The organism is Deltaproteobacteria bacterium (assembly GCA_016208165.1).
Lineage (GTDB): Bacteria > Desulfobacterota > Desulfarculia > JACQYL01 > JACQYL01 > JACQYL01.
This window is the reverse complement of record JACQYL010000047.1, coordinates 1-19,116: the sequence shown is the minus strand read 5'-3', so window position 1 is coordinate 19,116 and position 19,116 is coordinate 1. Positions and strand designations below refer to the sequence as shown.

General features: G+C 52.7%; 19 protein-coding genes and 1 pseudogene. 15 read left to right on the top strand and 5 right to left on the bottom strand.

Going from position 1 to position 19,116, the window contains the following annotated elements:
* The 9 genes from secY (at position 1) to rplQ (ending at position 6,316) form a co-directional block, all read left to right on the top strand.
* A complete protein-coding gene (gene secY / locus HY788_09865) occupies positions 1-1,308 on the top strand; it encodes a preprotein translocase subunit SecY (GenBank protein ID MBI4774467.1) in 1,308 nt (435 codons plus the stop codon).
* Positions 1,309-1,366: 58 nt separating this feature from the next.
* Positions 1,367-2,011: an adenylate kinase gene (locus HY788_09860; protein ID MBI4774466.1), complete on the top strand. Its 645-nt coding sequence runs from the start codon at positions 1,367-1,369 to the stop codon at positions 2,009-2,011.
* Between the two features lie 7 nt (positions 2,012-2,018).
* Positions 2,019-2,765 carry a type I methionyl aminopeptidase gene (gene map, locus HY788_09855; protein MBI4774465.1) on the top strand — a complete coding sequence of 249 codons (747 nt, stop codon included), beginning with the start codon at positions 2,019-2,021 and terminating at the stop codon, positions 2,763-2,765.
* 58 nt (positions 2,766-2,823) lie between these two features.
* A complete protein-coding gene (gene rpmJ, locus HY788_09850; GenBank protein ID MBI4774464.1) occupies positions 2,824-2,937 on the top strand; it encodes a 50S ribosomal protein L36 in 114 nt (37 codons plus the stop codon).
* Between the two features lie 205 nt (positions 2,938-3,142).
* Complete coding sequence (gene rpsM / locus HY788_09845; GenBank protein ID MBI4774463.1) at positions 3,143-3,514, top strand: 30S ribosomal protein S13; 372 nt, start codon at positions 3,143-3,145, stop codon at positions 3,512-3,514.
* A gap of 14 nt (positions 3,515-3,528) precedes the next feature.
* Positions 3,529-3,915 (top strand): 30S ribosomal protein S11, encoded by a 387-nt coding sequence (gene rpsK, locus HY788_09840; protein ID MBI4774462.1) that lies wholly within the window; start codon positions 3,529-3,531, stop codon positions 3,913-3,915.
* Positions 3,916-3,931: 16 nt separating this feature from the next.
* Positions 3,932-4,561: a 30S ribosomal protein S4 gene (gene rpsD, locus HY788_09835; protein ID MBI4774461.1), complete on the top strand. Its 630-nt coding sequence runs from the start codon at positions 3,932-3,934 to the stop codon at positions 4,559-4,561.
* Positions 4,562-4,664: 103 nt separating this feature from the next.
* Complete coding sequence (locus HY788_09830; GenBank protein MBI4774460.1) at positions 4,665-5,678, top strand: DNA-directed RNA polymerase subunit alpha; 1,014 nt, start codon at positions 4,665-4,667, stop codon at positions 5,676-5,678.
* Complete coding sequence (gene rplQ / locus HY788_09825; GenBank protein ID MBI4774459.1) at positions 5,675-6,316, top strand: 50S ribosomal protein L17; 642 nt, start codon at positions 5,675-5,677, stop codon at positions 6,314-6,316. The genes HY788_09830 and rplQ overlap by 4 nt, the downstream gene beginning before the upstream one ends.
* 245 nt (positions 6,317-6,561) lie before the next feature.
* Here the strand turns inward: rplQ and HY788_09820 are convergent, their stop codons facing one another.
* On the bottom strand, positions 6,562-7,014 hold the full coding sequence (locus HY788_09820) for a metal-dependent hydrolase (protein ID MBI4774458.1): 453 nt from the start codon (positions 7,012-7,014) through the stop codon (positions 6,562-6,564).
* A 405-nt stretch (positions 7,015-7,419) separates the two neighbouring features.
* Between HY788_09820 and groES the strand changes: the two genes are divergently transcribed.
* Both groES and groL read left to right on the top strand, forming a co-directional pair.
* On the top strand, positions 7,420-7,710 hold the full coding sequence (gene groES / locus HY788_09815; protein MBI4774457.1) for a co-chaperone GroES: 291 nt from the start codon (positions 7,420-7,422) through the stop codon (positions 7,708-7,710).
* Between the two features lie 15 nt (positions 7,711-7,725).
* Entirely contained in the window at positions 7,726-9,390 is a 1,665-nt protein-coding gene (groL, locus tag HY788_09810; protein MBI4774456.1) for a chaperonin GroEL, read from the top strand.
* Positions 9,391-9,495: 105 nt separating this feature from the next.
* On the opposite strand, the gene HY788_09805 is transcribed toward groL, so the two are convergent.
* A complete protein-coding gene (locus HY788_09805) occupies positions 9,496-10,683 on the bottom strand; it encodes an MFS transporter (protein MBI4774455.1) in 1,188 nt (395 codons plus the stop codon).
* A 174-nt stretch (positions 10,684-10,857) separates the two neighbouring features.
* Between HY788_09805 and HY788_09800 the strand changes: the two genes are divergently transcribed.
* From HY788_09800 to HY788_09785, 4 genes are all read left to right on the top strand, one after another.
* Positions 10,858-11,574 (top strand): AAA family ATPase, encoded by a 717-nt coding sequence (locus HY788_09800; protein MBI4774454.1) that lies wholly within the window; start codon positions 10,858-10,860, stop codon positions 11,572-11,574.
* Between the two features lie 311 nt (positions 11,575-11,885).
* Complete coding sequence (locus HY788_09795) at positions 11,886-12,833, top strand: radical SAM protein (protein ID MBI4774453.1); 948 nt, start codon at positions 11,886-11,888, stop codon at positions 12,831-12,833.
* Positions 12,834-12,947: 114 nt separating this feature from the next.
* Positions 12,948-13,865, top strand: coding sequence for a glycosyltransferase family 2 protein (locus HY788_09790; GenBank protein MBI4774452.1), 918 nt, complete (start codon positions 12,948-12,950; stop codon positions 13,863-13,865).
* Between the two features lie 170 nt (positions 13,866-14,035).
* On the top strand, positions 14,036-15,136 hold the full coding sequence (locus HY788_09785) for a radical SAM protein (GenBank protein MBI4774451.1): 1,101 nt from the start codon (positions 14,036-14,038) through the stop codon (positions 15,134-15,136).
* 46 nt (positions 15,137-15,182) lie between these two features.
* On the opposite strand, the gene HY788_09780 is transcribed toward HY788_09785, so the two are convergent.
* The 3 genes and pseudogenes from HY788_09780 to HY788_09770 form a co-directional block, all read right to left on the bottom strand.
* On the bottom strand, positions 15,183-15,590 hold the full coding sequence (locus HY788_09780) for a BrnT family toxin (GenBank protein ID MBI4774450.1): 408 nt from the start codon (positions 15,588-15,590) through the stop codon (positions 15,183-15,185).
* A 759-nt stretch (positions 15,591-16,349) separates the two neighbouring features.
* Positions 16,350-17,108 (bottom strand): thioredoxin family protein, encoded by a 759-nt coding sequence (locus tag HY788_09775; protein MBI4774449.1) that lies wholly within the window; start codon positions 17,106-17,108, stop codon positions 16,350-16,352.
* Positions 17,109-17,953: 845 nt separating this feature from the next.
* Positions 17,954-18,982 (bottom strand): annotated as a pseudogene (locus HY788_09770) (DUF2326 domain-containing protein).
* Positions 18,983-19,116: the final 134 nt, after the last annotated feature.

Sequence of the window (19,116 nt, the reverse complement as noted above, 5' to 3'; positions counted from 1 at the left end):
TTGATCGGCGGTTTCCAGAACATCGGGAAGATACCTGAGCTGAGGAAGCGAATCCTGTTCACGCTGATGATGCTCGCCGTCTATAGGGTCGGTTGTCACATTCCGACGCCCGGGATCGACGGCGCCGCACTGGCGGCGTTCTTCGAGCGGACGCAAGGGACGCTGTTCGGTCTTTTCAATATGTTTTCAGGGGGAGCGCTGGAGAACTTTTCGGTCATGGCCCTTGGAATCATGCCTTACATCAGCGCGGCGATCATCCTGGAGCTGCTCACCGTTGTGATCCCTTACCTGGGAAAGCTCAAGAAGGAAGGCGAGCAGGGAAGAAAGAAGATTACGCAGTATACCCGTTACGGAACCGTAGTGCTGAGCATGGTGCAAGGCTTCGGTATTGCCGTTGGCCTCGAGAAGATGAGCGGCCCGGGTGGAGCCATGGTGGTATTTGAACCGGGCTGGAGTTTCAGACTGATGGCCATGATTACTCTCGCAGCAGGAACCTCGTTCCTTATGTGGCTGGGAGAACAGATCACGGAGCGGGGAATCGGCAATGGGATATCACTGATCATTTTTTCCGGTATTGTGGCGGGAATGCCGGGGGCTGTGGTTAACACCTTACGGCTTCTGCGCACCGGTGAAATTGCGCCGTTTCTTATCCTGGTGCTCATTGCGGGGATGGTTGCGGTAATTGCGGTTATCTGCTTCGTTGAACGAGGACAGCGCCGGATTCCGGTTCAGTACGCAAAACGCGTGGTAGGTCGCCGCATGTATGGCGGCCAAAGCACACATCTGCCCCTTCGGATCAACACGGCCGGAGTCATTCCGCCTATTTTCGCGTCTTCGATCATCATGTTTCCGGCGACGATTGCTCAATTTATCGATATTCCCATCATGCAAAGTGTATCAAGCGCTTTGAGTCCGGGAGGCGTTATCTATTATCTGCTGTACGTCGGATTTATATTCTTTTTCTGCTACTTCTACACAGCGGTGACTTTCAATCCGGTGGATATTGCGGATAACATGAGGAAATACGGTGGATTCATACCGGGCATTCGGCCGGGAAAGACTACGTCGGACTATATCGATAAGGTGCTCACAAGGATCACGTTTGGAGGGGCCATATACGTTTCTGTTGTTTGTGTCATGCCGACCATCCTGATTCAGGAACTCAACGTGCCGTTCTATTTTGGCGGTACGGCTCTCCTGATCGTAGTCGGGGTGGCCATAGACACCATGGCTCAAATCGAGTCTCACCTGGTGACCCGCCATTACGAAGGTTTTTTGAAGAAGGGCGCGCTGAAAGGGCGTCGTTGAGCCACCATTCTTTCATAACCACGATTTGTATATGCAGAGATCTCACAAGGAGGAGGACATGAATCTGATTCTGCTGGGTGGCCCTGGCGCCGGCAAGGGAACACAGGCCAAGAAACTGATCGATGAATTCAAAATTCCTCAGATTTCTACAGGCGATATGCTGCGTGCGGCCCTTGCGAACAAGACACAACTAGGCCTGAAGGCTAAGGGATACATGGATAAAGGCGCGCTGGTCCCGGACTTGGTGGTCATCGGCCTGGTGGAAGAGAGACTGGCAAAACCGGACTGCAACTCCGGTTATATTTTGGATGGTTTCCCTCGTACAGTGCCCCAGGCGGAAGCGCTGGATCAGGTCCTGAACAAGCTCGGCCAGGAGATCGACCACGTATTGAGCATTGAGGTAGACAACGACGAATTGGTTAAAAGGCTCAGTGGGCGGCGTACATGCAGATCTTGCGGGGCGATGTACCATGTGATGTTCTCCCCTCCGAAGAGAAAAAGCGTGTGTGACAAATGCCAGGGGGAACTGTACCAGCGAGACGACGACAATGAGGCCACGGTGCGGAACCGTCTGAAGGTATACGAGGAGCAAACAGCGCCCCTTATCAGCTTCTATGAGAAGAAGAGCCTGCTGAGAAAGGTTGAAGGCACTGGCTCCATCGATGACATCTATTCGCGTTTGGAAAGTATAATTCGTAGCTAGCGTGTCGATGATCGTTCTCAAGTCTCCACAAGAAATCGAGGTGATGAGGCGAAGCAACGCCATCGTCGTCGAAATACTTCAGCTCCTGTCTGAAAACGCCAGGGAGGGGGCAACCACGCTGGAATTGGATCGGATTTCTGAAGAGATTTGCAGAAAGCGGAAAGCCAAGCCGGCGTTCAAGGGATATCGGGGATATCCGTACAGCTTGTGCGCGTCCGTGAACGAACAGGTCGTTCACGGGTTCCCGAATAAGAGAGCCCTGAAAGAAGGGGATATCCTGAGCATGGATTTCGGTGTGCTCCTGGAAGGGTTTTACGGCGACGCGGCCGTTACTGTTCCTATAGGCGAAATCTCTGAAAGAGCGGGAGAACTGGTTAGAACGACAAGAGAGGCATTATACGCGGGCATAGAAGCGGCTCGGGAGGGCAACCGCCTGTCCGATATTTCCCATGCCGTGCAACGCGTTGTAGAGTCCAAAGAATTCTCCGTTGTGCGAACCTTTGTGGGACACGGTATCGGAAGAGATCTTCACGAGGAGCCGCAGGTCCCTAACTTTGGACCACCGGGCCGGGGAGTGCGTCTGCGGGAAGGCATGGTCCTGGCCATAGAGCCCATGGTGAACGAAGGAACGTATGAGGTAGAGATTCTTGATGACGGTTGGACAGCTGTTACAAAGGACAGAAAGTTGAGCGCTCATTTCGAGCATTCCGTAGCTATTACAAGAAATGGACCCCGGATATTGAGCGAGCTGTAAGAGTCGATTTCCGCAGTCGACGCCGTACGGCGGCACGGGGTTATGAAGGAGCGAGGCCATGAAAGTACAGGCTTCGGTAAAACGAGTCTGCAACAAGTGTAAGATCATAAAGCGGAAGGGCGTTGTTCGGGTTATTTGTGAGAACCCGAGACATAAACAGCGACAGGGATGATCGAAAGATTGTTCTTGAAGCCCGACTGCCGTATGCAGGAACACCTCTCGCGGATGATGCCATTTTCCATGGATCCAGCGGTGGGAACCATATAGAAACATGTGGACCAAGGGCGCCTTACGAGGGTGCCCCGCATCGGACCTCTGGTTTGAACATCGGCTCCTAAGTATATTGATATAATGTCACCTAATGGGAGGACAGGAATTTGGCCAGGATCTCGGGCATTGACTTGCCCAGGAACAAGCGTATCGAAGTAGCGCTGACCTATATCTATGGAATCGGTCGGACCACATCTAATCAGATCCTTGAAAAGGCCGGCGTTGATAGGGACACCAAGTCGGACGACCTGAGTGAAGATCAGGTTCGGAACATCCGTCAGGTGATCGATGCTGAGTATCAGGTCGAAGGCGATAGGCGCCGGGAAGTGGCCATGAACATCAAACGTCTCATGGACCTCGGGTGTTATCGCGGCCTGCGGCACAGAAGAGGACTGCCGGTCCGCGGCCAACGAACCAGCACTAATGCCAGAACCCGAAAGGGCCCTCGACGGGCGGCCATCGGGCGAAGAAAGAAATGAGAGGCTGACACCAAATGGCTGTAAAGGGTTCCAGGAAAAAGAAAGAGAAGAAGATTGTCCCAAACGGGGTGGCGCACGTGTTTGCCACGTTCAATAACACTATAATTACCATCACGGATATGAGCGGGAACACCGTCGCTTGGTGCAGCGCCGGTATGCAGGGCTTCAAGGGGTCCCGCAAAAGCACGCCGTTTGCAGCCCAGCTTGCTGCAGAAAAAGCCGCTAAGGAAGCCATGGAACACGGCATGAGAAACATTGAAGTGTTTGTGAAAGGTCCTGGATCAGGCCGAGAAGCCGCGCTCAGGGCGCTACAGGCGTCCGGGTTCAATGTTTCCCTTATTCGGGATGTGACACCGATTCCTCATAACGGATGTCGTCCTCCAAAACGGCGAAGAGTCTGATCACAGGAGGTTCGCTTTGGCCAGATATACAGGTCCTGTCTGCAGAATGTGTCGACGGGAAGGAATGAAATTGTTTCTCAAGGGAGATCGTTGTTATTCCGACAAGTGCGCGTGGGAACGACGGAGTTTTCCGCCGGGTATGCACGGTCAGAGACGTGGCAAGAAGTATTCTGACTATGGAGTCCAGTTGCGCGAGAAACAGAAGGTCAGAAGAATATACGGCATACTGGAGAACCAGTTCAGAAGATATTTTGAAATCGCCGACAAGCAAAAAGGGGTTACCGGCGATGTACTCTTAAGGCTATTGGAACTGAGACTCGACAATGCCGTTTTTCGAATGGGCTTTGCGAATTCCAGAAATCAGGCCAGAGAATTTGTGCGTCAGGGACATTACCTTGTCAACGGAAGAAAAGTCGATATTCCCTCGTTCCAAGTGAAGGTCGGCGACGCGATCGTTGTCAGGGAGAAGAGTCGCAACACTCCACAACTGTTATCGGCGATGGAAGCCGTAGCGCGGCGGGGAATACCCCGATGGATCGAAGTGGTTCCCGAGCAGTTTACAGCCAGAATAAAGGAACTCCCGCTTCGTGAAGAGATCACAATGCCGATTCAGGAGCAGCTCATAGTCGAGCTTTACTCCAAATAAACTCCAGGGAGCCGTCGCTTCTTCTCACCCGAGAGGTTGCGGCCAGGAAATGATCAGCCTGTCTGTAGGGGAGAGGGAAGAGCATTTTCTATCAGGAGAACATATGCATAAAAACTGGAGAGAATTGATCAGGCCGAAGCGCCTTGAGATCGATGAGGAGTCGCATACCGAGCGTTACGCCAAATTCGAGTGTGAACCTCTCGAGAGAGGATTCGGACTCACCGTTGGTAACGCACTCCGACGCATTTTGCTCTCTTCGCTGCAGGGCGCTGCCATCGTCTCCGTTCGAATCGATGATGTCAGTCACGAGTTTTCTACGATCAACGGAATGGTGGAAGACATCACGGACGTTATCCTGAATTTGAAGCAGATTCGCTTGAAGATGCATGGCGAAGGTCCCAGGGAGATGTCTCTGAATCTCTCGGGAGAGAAGGAAGTGACGGCGGCTGATATCGAGTCGGATGGCACAATTGACATTCTGAATCCGGAGCAGCACATTGCGACCTTGACCAAAGATGGACATCTTCGAATGGCGATGACCGTAAACATGGGCAAAGGATATGTGTCGGCCGAACGAAACAAAGATGAAGACGATCCTGTGGGAACGATTCCCATGGATGCCGGCTTCTCTCCCATTGAAAAGGTCAACTACCGTGTCATCAACACGCGGGTCGGTCAGATTACGGACTACGATAAGCTTATTCTTGAGATATGGACGAACGGCAGCGTGTTGCCCGAAGATGCACTCGCGTACTCTGCCAAGATCCTCAAGGAGCAGATGAGCGTCTTTATAAACTTCGAAGAGGAAGAAGAGCCGACCGAGGAAGTGGAAGAGGAAGAATCCGAGGTCGAGAACGAACATCTGTATCGAACCGTGGACGAATTGGAACTCTCGGTCAGATCGGCGAATTGCCTGAAAAATGCGAGCATTACTTATATCGGAGAACTGGTTCAAAAATCAGAAAACGAAATGCTGAAGACCAAGAATTTCGGCCGAAAGTCCCTGAATGAGATCAAAGAGATTTTGACCGACATGGGGCTGTCCTTGGGCATGAAGCTATCCAATTGGCCGTCCAAGGAGTTTCTTGATAAAAAGAGAAGGGAATTGGAACAATGAGACACCGCTATGCCGGGCGTAAACTGAACGTAACTACGTCCCACCGAATAGCCATGTTGCGCAACATGGTGACTTCCCTTTTTGAACACGAGCGGATCGTGACAACGGACGCCCGGGCCAAGGAGCTGAGAATCCTCGCGGATAGAATGGTGACATTGGCCAAACGGGGAGACCTCCACGCACGCCGCCAAGCTCTGGCGGTCATCCGCAGCAAATCCGTAGCCGCCAAACTCTTTGACGAGATCGGGAAGCGGTTTGCAGAACGTATGGGGGGCTATGTCCGGGTTATCAAAAAAGGTAATCGAGTGGGGGACGGCGCTCCCATTTCCATCGTCGAGCTTGTAACTGAAAGCATCTCCGACGAAAAAAAGAAAAAGGGCAAGAAGAAAAGACTGATGGGGCGGCTGGCCAGAAAGAAGAAGGAAGAAACATCCGTCGCTTCTGAAACAGTACAGGAATCCGGGAAAAAACCATCCGCGAAAACCGAAGCCGAGCCGGAGAAAGCTGCGCCTGTGGCAGGAACACAGACGGAGTCGCAAGCAACTAAGCCTGAACCGGAGCAGCAGACCGGTACGGAGCCGGCGGCCGAGTCGACGTCAACGGATGCGGGTGGATCTGAGAGCGCAGAGAAGAAGTAAGGTCGTCGGCGCCGCCCGGCTTTTCCTTTCACGTGTTTTTCGGAAGAAGAGGCCCTTTGTCCTGAACCAAGGGGCCTTTTTTTGATGGCACGTGGTTTCTCCGCGGGGATGCCGGGTTCGAGAAGGGTCCGCATGGACGGCTTCCCGCGAAGGTTCAGGCCTTAATGGCCGGCCCCGAGCAACGGCGGATTTGAAAAGCTTTTTCACCCTCGGAATACGCTCGACGGACCTGCCGGACAGCCGGATCATGTATACTTACCATCGATGACCAGGTGTGAGAAATACCCCGCCACGGCGCACACGTAATAGATGACCAGTTTGGAGAGTTCCGCGCCGAGCAGAAGCCATGGCAGAAAGAGTATGGGCGCCGGGATCAGCACCATCGCCCATAAAGTATGAGTCCAGCCGCGGTGCCTGCTTACGACGGGAATCATGACCAGCAAGCCGAGAATGGCGGCGTACCTGTAGTTTTTGCCGAGGATGAAATACACATCCAATAGCAGGAATATAGAATAGAACAGATTCTGTCCTTTGCTGTCCGTGTCGATATCCGGAAATAGGGCCGCCATCAGAGTGATGGCAAACAGGGCCAGACCTTTCTCGATAGAAATCTCGGTTGACGAAAGGAATGCGAGCGCCGCTATGCAGCCGGCGAACGACAGCATTCCTCCTATGGTGTGAGTTCGATAGGATCCCATGTGCTCTCCCAATGACCGACGGTATGAAGCTCAGATAGACCTGCATCATATCAGACCGAGACGCTAATAGCATCGGGGTTGTGTACTAGATCGTCCTTCGAGGGTTGAGGAATCGTCACTTCCCGAGCCGGTACGAAAAATTCCCTGATGTCCGGTTGACAACGCGATTTTTGGGGTTAACATAACTAGATAGTAGAGGTCGCCTGAGAAGCGGACCGTTTTATCATAGAAGGAAGGTTTCTCGCGAGAATATGGTTACTCTAAGTTTTTCCTTACTCTCGAATCTAAGCATCATTCTTGCCATTCTTTCGTTTAAGAGCTAAATCGGCAATTTTCAGGGTTCGCGAAACAAAGTCCGTGAGCGTTTGCTACTAATGTATTATGTGCCGTTAGGAGGAGTAGGAAATGGAAGTAAAGCCACTAAATGATCGGGTATTGGTTCTTCGTGTCGAATCCGAAGAGAAAACGGCGGGTGGAATCATCATTCCGGATGCCGCGAAAGAAAAGCCCCAACAGGGGAAAGTGATTGCAGCAGGCCCGGGAAAACTGAATGACAAGGGTGAGCGCATCCCTCTGGGAGTGAAAAAAGGCGACACCGTCTTGTTCGGCAAATATTCGGGTACCGAAATCACCATCGACGGAGTCGAACACTCCATCATGCGTGAAGAGGAATTACTGGCCATAGTAGAGAAATAATGGGAGGTTGTCGATATGTCGGCCAAAGAGATTAAGTATGACGCCGTCGCGCGTGAAAAAATCATGCGCGGCGTGGACACGCTGGCCAATGCCGTCAAGGTGACGCTTGGTCCAAAGGGCAGAAACGTAATCCTGGAGAAATCCTGGGGTTCTCCGACCATTACCAAAGATGGCGTAACGGTCGCTAAGGAAATTGAACTGGAAGACAGATTCGAGAACATGGGCGCACAGATGGTCAAGGAAGTGGCTTCCAAGACTTCCGACGTGGCCGGTGATGGAACCACGACGGCTACGTTGCTTGCGCAGTCCCTGTTCCGTGAAGGCGCCAAATTGGTGGTCGCGGGAGTGAATCCCATGGCGCTTAAGAGAGGCATTGAAAAGGGCGTGCAGGTGACCGTGGACGAGCTGAAAAAAATGTCAAAGTCCACCAAAGACAAGAAAGAAATCGCCCAGGTTGGGACCATTTCCGCCAATAACGATAAAACCATCGGTGAGATCATTTCCGAAGCCATGGAGAAAGTGGGCAAGGAAGGCGTTATCACCGTGGAAGAAGCCAAGGGCATGGAGACCACGCTGGATATCGTCGAAGGTATGCAGTTCGATCGTGGATACCTTTCGCCCTATTTTGTGACGGATCCCGAGAAGATGGAGGCAACGCTCGACGGCCCGTACATTCTTTTGCACGAGAAGAAGATCGGCAGCATGAAAGACCTGCTGCCCGTGCTCGAGCAGATTGCCAAGATGGGAAGACCCCTACTCATCATTGCCGAGGATGTGGAAGGCGAAGCACTGGCCACCCTGGTGGTGAACAAGTTACGCGGCACCCTGAAAGTGGCCGCCGTAAAAGCTCCCGGTTTCGGGGATCGCCGGAAAGCCATGCTGCAGGACATCGCCGTACTGACAGGTGGACAGGTGGTCTCCGAGGATCTGGGCATCAAGCTGGAAAACATCGCCCTCAACGATCTGGGTAGCTGCAAGCGAATCAGCATTGACAAAGACAACACCACCATCGTGGACGGAGCCGGCAGCAAGGCCGATCTGGAAGGTCGGGTACGACAGATCCGGGCTCAGATCGATGAAACCACATCCGACTACGACCGCGAAAAGCTGCAGGAACGGTTGGCCAAATTGATCGGCGGTGTGGCCGTGATCAACGTGGGCGCCGCCACCGAGACCGAGATGAAAGAGAAGAAGGCTCGGGTGGAAGACGCGCTGAACGCCACTCGGGCGGCTGTGGAAGAGGGCATTGTACCTGGAGGCGGAGTAGCGTTGCTCCGTTGCGTCGGCGCCCTGGAAGCGCTGAAACTGGGTGGCGACGAGCAATACGGCGTGAACATACTCAAGCGCTCCTTGGAAGAGCCGCTGCGTCAGATCGCAAACAACGCGGGCTTCGAAGGTTCCGTGGTCGTGAACAAGGTCAAAGAGAACTCCGGTGCGTTTGGTTTCGATGCCGAAAGCGCGGAGTACAAAGACCTCATCGAAGCCGGCATTATAGACCCCACCAAAGTCACGCGGTTTGCCCTGCAGAACGCGGCGTCCGTCGCTTCGCTCTTGCTTACAACCGAAGCCATGGTGGCGGAGAAACCGGAGGATAAGGAAGCCTTCGGAGGCATGCCCGGTGGTGCTCCCGGTATGGGCGGCATGGGCGGTATGGGCGGCGGCATGGGAATGGGTATGTAATTCATATCCGTCGCTTGACACCGAGGTACGCATTGGGGGCCCCGTACGGTTTATGGTCGGGGCCCCTGCTTTTTGGACGTGAGGTATATTCGGCGCAGCCGGAGTCTACTCATGGAATCGTAGATAGCGGAGCAGCCCCAGAGAACACAGAATCACCGCACCGAACACGCTGATTCCGAGTGAGAAGGAGCCCATGTCACCGCAGAAGCCGATGAAAGCGGACACCACGCCGCTTCCCAGTAGAAATCCGAAAGGCACGATCATCGAGACCACGACGTTTCGTTCGGTTGGCGATCCTATTAGAGAAAGGGCGGCGAATCCCGGGGGAAAAAAAGTGACGGCCGCGGTTGGTTGAAGAAACACGATCCATATGGCCCATTCCGAAGGAGCGAGACCAAGGAGCAGGGTCAGCAGGCCGGTAGTAAGAAACGAGATTCCAATCGACTTCTTGGCTCCCAGTCGATCTGTGGCCCACCCGGCAAGAAACGCCGCAGCCAGTCCGAGAATACGAGAGAACGCCAAAAGTGTATTGGCCGAGCTTCGGCTCATTCCGTGTTCCGCCACAAGGTACAAAGGCACCATGTTGTAGACGGCGAGGCTGCCTCCGATTCCGAGGCCGAAAAACAAAAGCATCACCCAGAAAGAACCTCTCCTCATCAGTCCCAAGATCGTTTTAGGGCGAAGCGCCTCTCCGTGGAAGTCGCCTCCCCTGCCAAAAAAGGCAAATCCAAGACTCATTAACAGGACTACGGGGCCCAGTACGCCGAAAGCGCTCTGCCAGCCGGTCAAAGTCAATAGGGCTTCTGCAAAAATAGGAGCTATGATAAAACCGAAGTTCGGCGCCAGTTCGTGTATGGATAGCGCTTTGCCCCAGTCTTTTTTATCCACCAGAGTCGTTATGGTAGCGAGGCCGGAGGGTAAGTGAGGTCCGGCGGCCAGGCCCAGCAACAGTACGCATAGGGCCAGGACCCAAAAAGTCTCGGCGAAAGAGGTGGCAACGAGGATCAGCCCCACGGAGGAAGAAGAAAGGATGATGGTTTGCCGGTGTGTCAATCTGGAAGAAATGAACCCGGAAAAAAGCAGCCCCGAACAATACCCCATTGAGGCCGCCAGAAACAGAACGCCTGCTCTGCTGTGAGTGATTCCGAGATCTTCCTCCACTGCGGGGACGAGGGGACTCAGAATCAGCCGAGAGAGAAAATTCAACAGAAAGAGCCCGGCGATCATGAGCAAGACGCCGATTTGAGAGCGTAACGAAGAAGGTTCTTGAGAACTGGAGCCCGATTGCGGCATGATGCTTCCGACAAAGCAAAGGTTTATGGTCATAACGGGGACAGCGGGAGGACCTTTCGGAAACCCGTCTTCGCCGGGCCCGCCCCCGAGGCAGGAATAGTAAACGAAGCTGCGACGCTTCTCAAGCGTTAGAAAGACGCCGGGAATTTAAAATCGAAGGAGGAGAGAACTTCGATGCATGTGCTCAGTGTTTCATTGTTTCACAAGCAGTTTCCCACCAAGGATCTGTATCCATTTAACCTGGCGGTTCTTCGACAAACCGCCCGTCTGGTGTTTCCTTCTCGGGTAACGTTTTTCGTCGGAGAGAACGGAACGGGGAAATCCACGCTTCTGGAGGCGTTGGCGAGGGAGTGCGGGGTGCACATATGGGAAGCGGGTCTTCAGCGGCGGGGCCGGACCGGGAACCCTTACGAACAGGATCTGTACAAATACATAAAAGCCGAGTGGAGTAACGGAAGAGTGCCCGGTTCGTTTTTTGCGTCGGATCTATTTCGTGATTTCACACAAATTCTGGACGACTGGGCCACCGGGGACCCGGGCGTGCTGGACTACTTCGGCGGCGAGCCGTTGACGAACAAGTCCCATGGGCAGTCCCTCATGGCCTTCTTCAGATCTCGATACAAGATCAAGGGGGTGTATTTCCTCGATGAGCCGGAAACCGCACTTTCTCCCAAAAGCCAGCTCGAGCTGGCGGCCCTGCTCAAGGAGATGAGCTGTGCGGGTCATGCCCAGTTCGTCATTGCGACACACTCACCCATATTGCTGGCGTGTCCCGGAGCCGCCATCTACTCTTTCGATTCCGTACCGGTTTCTAACATAGCGTATGAAGACACCGATCACTATCGGATCTACAAAGCCTTTTTGGAGGATGCAAGCCGGTTCTTGGGCTAGTGTGGAAACTTCCCCGATCATGAGTTGTCTGCCGGATTGATTTGCCGCCCGATTCCCTGTACAAGGAAAACGGTCGCCGGCATCGTGTATCGAATGGCAGCTTCACGCAGGCTAACCACTTTATTTTGTTTCAGCCTGATCCGGCTATCCGGGTGATGGGACGGAAAGGTCGAGGGATCCTTAACCTTTCAAAGTCGAGCCCTTGGATCCGGAGGCTCGATTGGACTGCGCCCGCAAGAGTTAACGATTTAGGACCCCCAACGTCCGTCCGGCCTTGTGAAGGTTCGTTGCGAGGGGATGGTGAAAGAGGCATGATCGCTCGTCTGCTCGAAAATTCTCTAAGCTTCATTCATGGGCACCCCCTTGTGAAGAACAGCAGAATGGCACAGTACTGCTGGGGTCATCTGGCCGCCTTACAGGGGTTCTATTACGACCACAGAAAGTTTGCGAATGCGATAGCCCTGGAAAATACGACAGCCTGCAATCGAACGTGTCCTTATTGCCCGCACTTCTGGCAGGAGAGGGCCAGGAAGACCATGAGCGAGGCGCTTCTGCGAAAGATTGTGCAAGATCTAAGTGACTTCGATTATAAGGGAAGCATTATTTTCGCTCCTTTTGGAGAACCGCTCCTGGATGATCGGCTCCCGCTCTTTGTCGGCCATATAAAGAAAAAGCTGCGGAACTGTACAGTTACCGTACTTACGAATGGGGACCTGTTGACCCTTGAAAAATTCAATCGACTGGATGACTCGGGTGTAGATTGTTTTGCCATATCGGATCATTTTGGCATTCATGATGATAGGTATGTAATGGCCGATCCGATAGCCGCCATTGAGACCTTTCTAATCTTAAACGAAGCCGATCGCAAGAAGTTGACCTTCTACGACAGCAACTATGAAAAGATAAAAAGACTGGACAGATTCCATGATCGATGCGGCTTGATCGTCCTTGAGGATAGTATATCTCAAGAGAAGCTCTTTAGAACATGCGAATTCACCGAAAGCATATTGACAATAAATTATAAAGGGGATGTGTTGCTATGTGGACGACAATGGACGAATGAACCGTCGTTCGGCAATGCAGGAACGGAACACCTTAAAGACGTATGGAAGAAAAGGAAGTTCAGGAGAATTCGCAAGAACCTCAGGAAGGGTGTTTTTGAACTCGAGTTATGCAAGAATTGCAAACACGGGTACATGCCGGATCCGGCGCGTATCAAAGAGCTGAAAGCAGCACATGCGAACCGGACTTCAAACTGACGTAGAGGAGAGACAACACCGGCAAAGGTATCCGCTTACTGAACCTCGGCGCGGCAGTCGGTGAAACCGATTCCATGTCATCCTTATTCCGGTCAACGTAAGTGAGGCTCTGTTATGGAACCAAGGGCTCCTCTCGTTTCCATTATCACTGCAACGTACAACCGCGGCAACGTGCTCTGTTACACCATTGCAGGCGTGAGGCGTTCGAGGTTCACCGATTGGGAAATGATCGTGGTTGGAGATGCCTGCACGGACGACACCGAGGAACGGGTGGCTTCTTTCAATGATTCCCGCATTCGCTTCTTCAATCTGGAGAAAAACTTCGGAGACCAGGGGGGACCGAACAACGAAGGTCTCCGCCACGCCCGAGGACGTTACGTCGCGTATCTCAGTCATGACGATTTGTGGAGTCCGGACCATCTGCAGACGGCGCTGACCGGCATCGAAGAAAGCGGGGCGGACCTTGTTTTTACCCTGGGAATTGCCGTCTCGGCCGGAAATTCGAACCAACTCCTGGGCGCGGTTCCAAGCGATTGCTATCAACCCATTATCACCATTCCGGCGTCTCTCTGGATGGCGAGGCGGGAATTACTCGTGGAGATCGGACCCTGGAAACATCCCAGAGAGTGCTATGTATCCCCGTCGCAAGACTTGTTGTTGAGGGCGTGGAGGGCGGGAAAAAAGATCCGCCGGATTCCCAAGCCGACGGTCATCGCCATACAGGCAGGCTCTCGTCCCGGAGTATATGCCCGTCGCGAGTTCGAGGAGGACCGAGCTTACTTCGAACGGATGCGGGACGAGGCGGATTTCTGGGAAAAGGAGTTGCTGAATATCGCCCTGCATCGGTCCATCTCTTCGGAGGATCTCCTTACAGGGGCTCATTTCAGACGAGGAATCATTAACCTTCTCAAGAGGATCGGTGTCAAGTTCGGTATTGCACCGGTGGAATTGGTGGGCTATCTGCTGTATCGTCGAAAGGGAGGCTTCATCAACTCCTGGCGCAGGAGGATCGGCCTGTCGAAACTGGATTGATGTCTGCATGGCGAGGGCGGTTTCCCATGCGCGAGTGAACGGTTCCCATGAACCTGGGATCGCGGGCCTGCCGGGCCTTTTCCGGCCGTTCGATCGATGGGTACGGGAAATAGGGGTTCCCTGAGTTCAACAGGGGTGGCTTGACGAGTTAAGGTCGGGAGAGGATTTCGATGGATGTTGGAAAGGTTGTAGGGAGAGTAGGCGTTATGGAAGAAGTGGCATCGGCTTTCAAGATTTCATATCACAAGCATAAACTTGAATCCTACCTGAGGGGAGAACATATCTTTCCGGCCACATTGGAGCTGGATATCACCAGTCAATGCACAAGGACTTGTGATGACTGCCCCATGAGCCGGGGCGCGGGCTCCCATTCCCTCAGCATGGAATTCATCGAGAATCTATTTGCATCCCTGGAAGGACAGACCAAAGGCCTCCTGGTTACGGGCGGAGAACCCACCATGTCCCCGGATTTTCCGAATATCCTCAAGAGAGCCCGAGAGCGGGGATTTTCGGAGATCGCGATCGTGACCAACGGCAGTTTTCTGGATCAGGAACCGGTTGCCGACGCCCTCTTAGCGCATGCCTCGACGATTCGCGTCTCCTTGTACGATTGGGGGACGAAGTCCTGCGTCGGCGTCGAGCCGGTCCTCAAGCGGATCGAGTGGCTTCGTAAACGGATTGACGCGCAAGGGAGCGATCTGCAGGTGGGAGCCAGCGCCCTCACCTCGAAGGACCGGACGGCCATCCTCCCCGAGCTTGCCGAGTCCGTGCGTTCGGCCGGGGCCCACTGGATCTATTTTCATCCCATGTGCACCGGATGGAACTTGGGTTGCCCCGCCCGGGTAGACCAGGAGGGCGTGCTCGAGAACGTCGAGAGATACCGGCGAAACCTGAAAAATGGCTTTGATGCGTTCATCTCACGATACAGATACGTGGAGACGGAGCTGGATTTCAGCGAGTACCACGCCGCGCATTTTCTGCTGGTCATCGGTTCCGACGGAGTGAATTACCTCGGGCCCGAGGTCAAGTATCAGCCGCACCATAAGCTTGCGGACTTGAATAGCGCTCGTTTCAACGGTTTTCTTCGTCGGAAGGACCGACTGGAACGCATCCGATCCGTGAACAGCCAATCCTATGGCGCCCTTCACAGCAGACACAGGGGAGTGTTATACAACGATTACATTGAAAAACTGAAACAGGACGCCCGGCCTGTCTCCGATGAAACTGTTTCGGGAACGAAGGCCCGATTCCGGTTTCCCCATATTCTTTAATACCCGTGATTTACGACGACGCGACGGCCATTGCCGGAATCCTGTCCTACGTCGGCGTAGAAGCCAGGGAAGATTCGAATCGGGATGGGTTGGCTGATCTTGATCGATTGGCGGGGCATGGATGTTGCGTATAGATATAGCACAATCTTATGAAAGTCGGGCGTATTATCGATTCGGGGCGCCGACTCATGTCTCTTGCCGAAATAATTCGAATACGGTTACTACGAGTCGTAAATACAACAAACAAGAGCCTGCCGGAATCCGTATGCCCCAGAGCAAAGAGCCGCGCCTCCTGTTCAGAATGCTTTTCGTCAGAACCCGCAATCAGCGGTCTATTGAAAAAAACCTGTTCACATTCGCCTGCTGAAACACCATGTTTTTCCCAATTTTTCAGCAGGTTTCCTTCGTCCCACTCGAATCCGGCCCATTGCATTATCAGGTCGTCATCAACCATGATTGATGTATATCCTAAATATATACATTTGTCAAGATGGACCAGCGGGGTCTATAACAGGGTATTACTGTAACCTCTGCCGCGCCGCTCCCGGGCCGGGTCATGAGCTTCCTTCGGTCTGTTGATCGTCGATGAACTGGGCTATGCGCCTCTGTCGCGTCTATTTCTTGCTTTCCCCGGCATGGTCCTCTGATATCAAGTGCAATGAAATCCTATAAAGTTTAGAAGCATGGGCGTCCCCAATTGTCCCCTGTGCTTGCGGACTTGAATAGCGCTCGTTTCAACGGTTTTCTTCGTCGGAAGGACCGACTGGAACGCATCCGATCCGTGAACAGCAAGTCCTATGGCGCCCTTCACAGCAGACATAGGGGAGTGTTATACAACGATTGCATTGAAAAACGGATACAGGACCGACCGGCCCCTCTCCGATGAAACTGTTTCAGGAACGAAGGCCCGATTCCGGTTTCCCCATATTCTTTAACAGGCCGTTGAAAAACGCGATCTGCGGTGTTGCGCTTCATCCCTCGTCACTGCGACGTACTCTATGTACGCCTTTCATTCCTCGGGATTTGCGCGCCTTGCATCTCATCGTTTTTCACCAGCCTGTAACAACCCGGCTTTCTCAGCGGGCCGTTAAGGGGCGATCGGGAAGACTTGTGAGGATGCCTGCGACTACTCGGAGTGGGTATCACGAGTTGAGTATCCCCGAAACCATGATTTTTCAATTTCATCGTTGGTGGAAACAACGAAGGGCTTCGCTCACGCAGATATTCTTCCGCTCAAGATTTCCAGAATTTGCTCCGGGTTCAATGTCTTGCCCTTGGAAACGACCTCACCGTCGATCACCAGTCCCGGCGTCATATAAACGCCCTTTTCCATGAAGTAATCGACGTCCGTTCGCTTCTTGACTTGGACGCGGTCGGTGAACCCCAGCCTATCCAGCGCCTTGAACACATTCCGGTAAAGGGTCTCGCAGTTTTTGCAGCCGGGACCGAGAACTTCTATCACGCACGAGCGAGGTTTCATCGCCGCATCTCGGTTGAACGCCTCTTCAATCCAGGACAAGACCCGTTCCCTGGGGGGAACGCTTCCTTGATGATAGAGTCGTCCGGCCAGGATCAGGACCGGGGTCATCATAATCCCCGCGCCGGGCGCCTTTTCCTCACAAGGACGCAGCGCCTCGTCCAGTTCGGGAGTCCATTTTGCGCCCGGGCCGGTCGGGCAGCAGGTTTCGGCGCCGGAATCACTGATCGGTTCCCTGGAACGTTCAATCAGTTGATAGACTCCGTCCCAGTCCATCTCGATGCCTGCTTTTGCGGCCACATCTTTTGCCGTTCCCGGTTGGAGCCCCAACGATTGGGCGAACTCCTTCGCCTCGGCTTCCGTATACGCCAGGTGCCTTATTCTCAGCGGAAGATCCAGTTGATTTACCAGATCATGGACCATATGATACAGGTAATCGCAACGCGGGCAAGGTGGTTCCGTGCCGATCACCCAAATTTCATCCGAACACGCCATGGCCGCCCTCCCATTTCAATCCTGAAGTGCAAATCTACGGCGACTCTCGCAAACAGAGCCTGCGCTTAATGTGACATTCACACTTGTTTGGAACTTCTTTAGATGCTTTTCGACAATACTACTCCTCTCGTGGGCATATAGCCACGTTGTTTATTGTTGACTTATTTCGGTCTATCGCCATTCCCGAACGGCTCCTCCGGCCGCGATCAACTCTTCCTCCTCCTCCTCCGCCCCTTTCACCGCACGGCGGATGGCCGAACCGTCTGCATTCAGACGACGCGCCGTTTCGCTCTCGAAGATCGATAAGTCTCGTGCCGCTATGAGACCAACCAGGGCGCGTGCATGTACAACCTTTCATTCAGACGACACGCCGTTTCGCTCTCGAAGATCGATAAGTCCCGAAGAGCTATGAGACCGATAAGAGCGCGTGCACGTGCAACCTTCGGGTGTCGTGCGGAACCGACCAACACCCCTCCCGGTCCTTATCATCCTCGAAAATCGCCTGCCTTTCGATCCCTCGGATAACGATGTGACGCTCTGTGTCGGCGCCGGACGTGTCAATGCGCCCTTTTGTCGGCATGCGTATCTGATAACCGTCTCGCACTTACGTGTCAACAAGGAAACAACCTCCCTATGCCCACAAGCTTTCGATGCGCCCAATAACACAAGAGCGCCCGAGCCTGGATGGTCTGCGGGAATTTACCGAATGGCGTCACTTCCTCGGGGGTAATACCCATCGATTCGGCCACTCTACTATCAAATCCAATGAATTCTTGTAAGATTTAAAAAGCTGGACATCCTCAATTTGTTCCATTATTCAGTTCGCAGCCCGCCAAATTACCCGTCTATCTCCCAAATTGAACTCCCAGCAGCTTATTCTCTGGTCGGTCTCCACGGAGAGTAACAGCAATACTTTCTCTCAATGCATCCCATTTTGACTTTGACAGGTAAGTTTTCATAGCTTCAAAATTTTCTGTATTCACAGACGCGATGTACTGCTTGGCATTTCTTGATGCAGACGAAATTATATATGAAAACCAGGCTGCTCTTGGTCTGGGGTCTATGTGAGCAAAAAGTCTATTGTCATGCCATAGGAAGCCAAGATTATGATTTGCGCCATAAAACAAAAGAACCAAATCGAAACAAATGATTCTAGCAGCATTTATGCCATCCGAGTCATCTCCCTCTATTTCTACAGCTAGTTTGTATCGAAGTTGGTTGTCTTCTAAGTTTGGGTCTAAAATAATTCCAGAAGGTGTTCTCGGATAGAGCAGTTCTGACAACGTCGAGAATTTCTCGTCCATTTTTTTGAGCGGATTTGATTCAGCATAATTAGTGGCTACGCGATCGGCTTCAAGCATTTTCTCTTTGATATGCTGAACACGTTTCTGAAGCTTATTTGAGAATTCTAGAAATTCCCTTAGCCTTTCCCGTTCACTCTCGAACTTAGCGAGTTGCTTCGCAAGGGAAGCATACTCGTCTAACGCCCTTTTTCCCTGAAGACCAGAAAGCATTTCATCACGCTCGTGGCCTACTTGGCTTCGGTATTCTTCGAGATCCTTGATTTTAGATACTAATCTAATCCTATCTGATTCAAGCCGTGCCTTACGATCGGCAGATAGCGAGTTATGAAAGTTTTCAACGGCTTCAAAATGAGCAACAATCTCGGGTTTGAATATTTGACATAGACCGGTATAGAGCTCTAAAAGTTCATCTTTTCCTATATCAGGTTGGACTTGGAGAGACTTCAATATGCCGTCAGCCTGGAATTTTAGAACGGCAATCTGTTTTTCAATCTCCCGTAGTTCTTTTGTAAGTTCGCCAGCCTCAAGCTCAATAGCACGATAATCTTCTGCCACCCTAAAGCCAATGTCATTGACTTAAGCGATAGGTTTGTAGGCCATAGCGAAGAGCTTCAGCTTGGGACCTTTTCTTCTTGGGTTCTTTCGTCCTGGTCGGATAGTGGACAAGGTTTTTCGTAAGAGCCTGGAGATTGCCTCTAAAATTT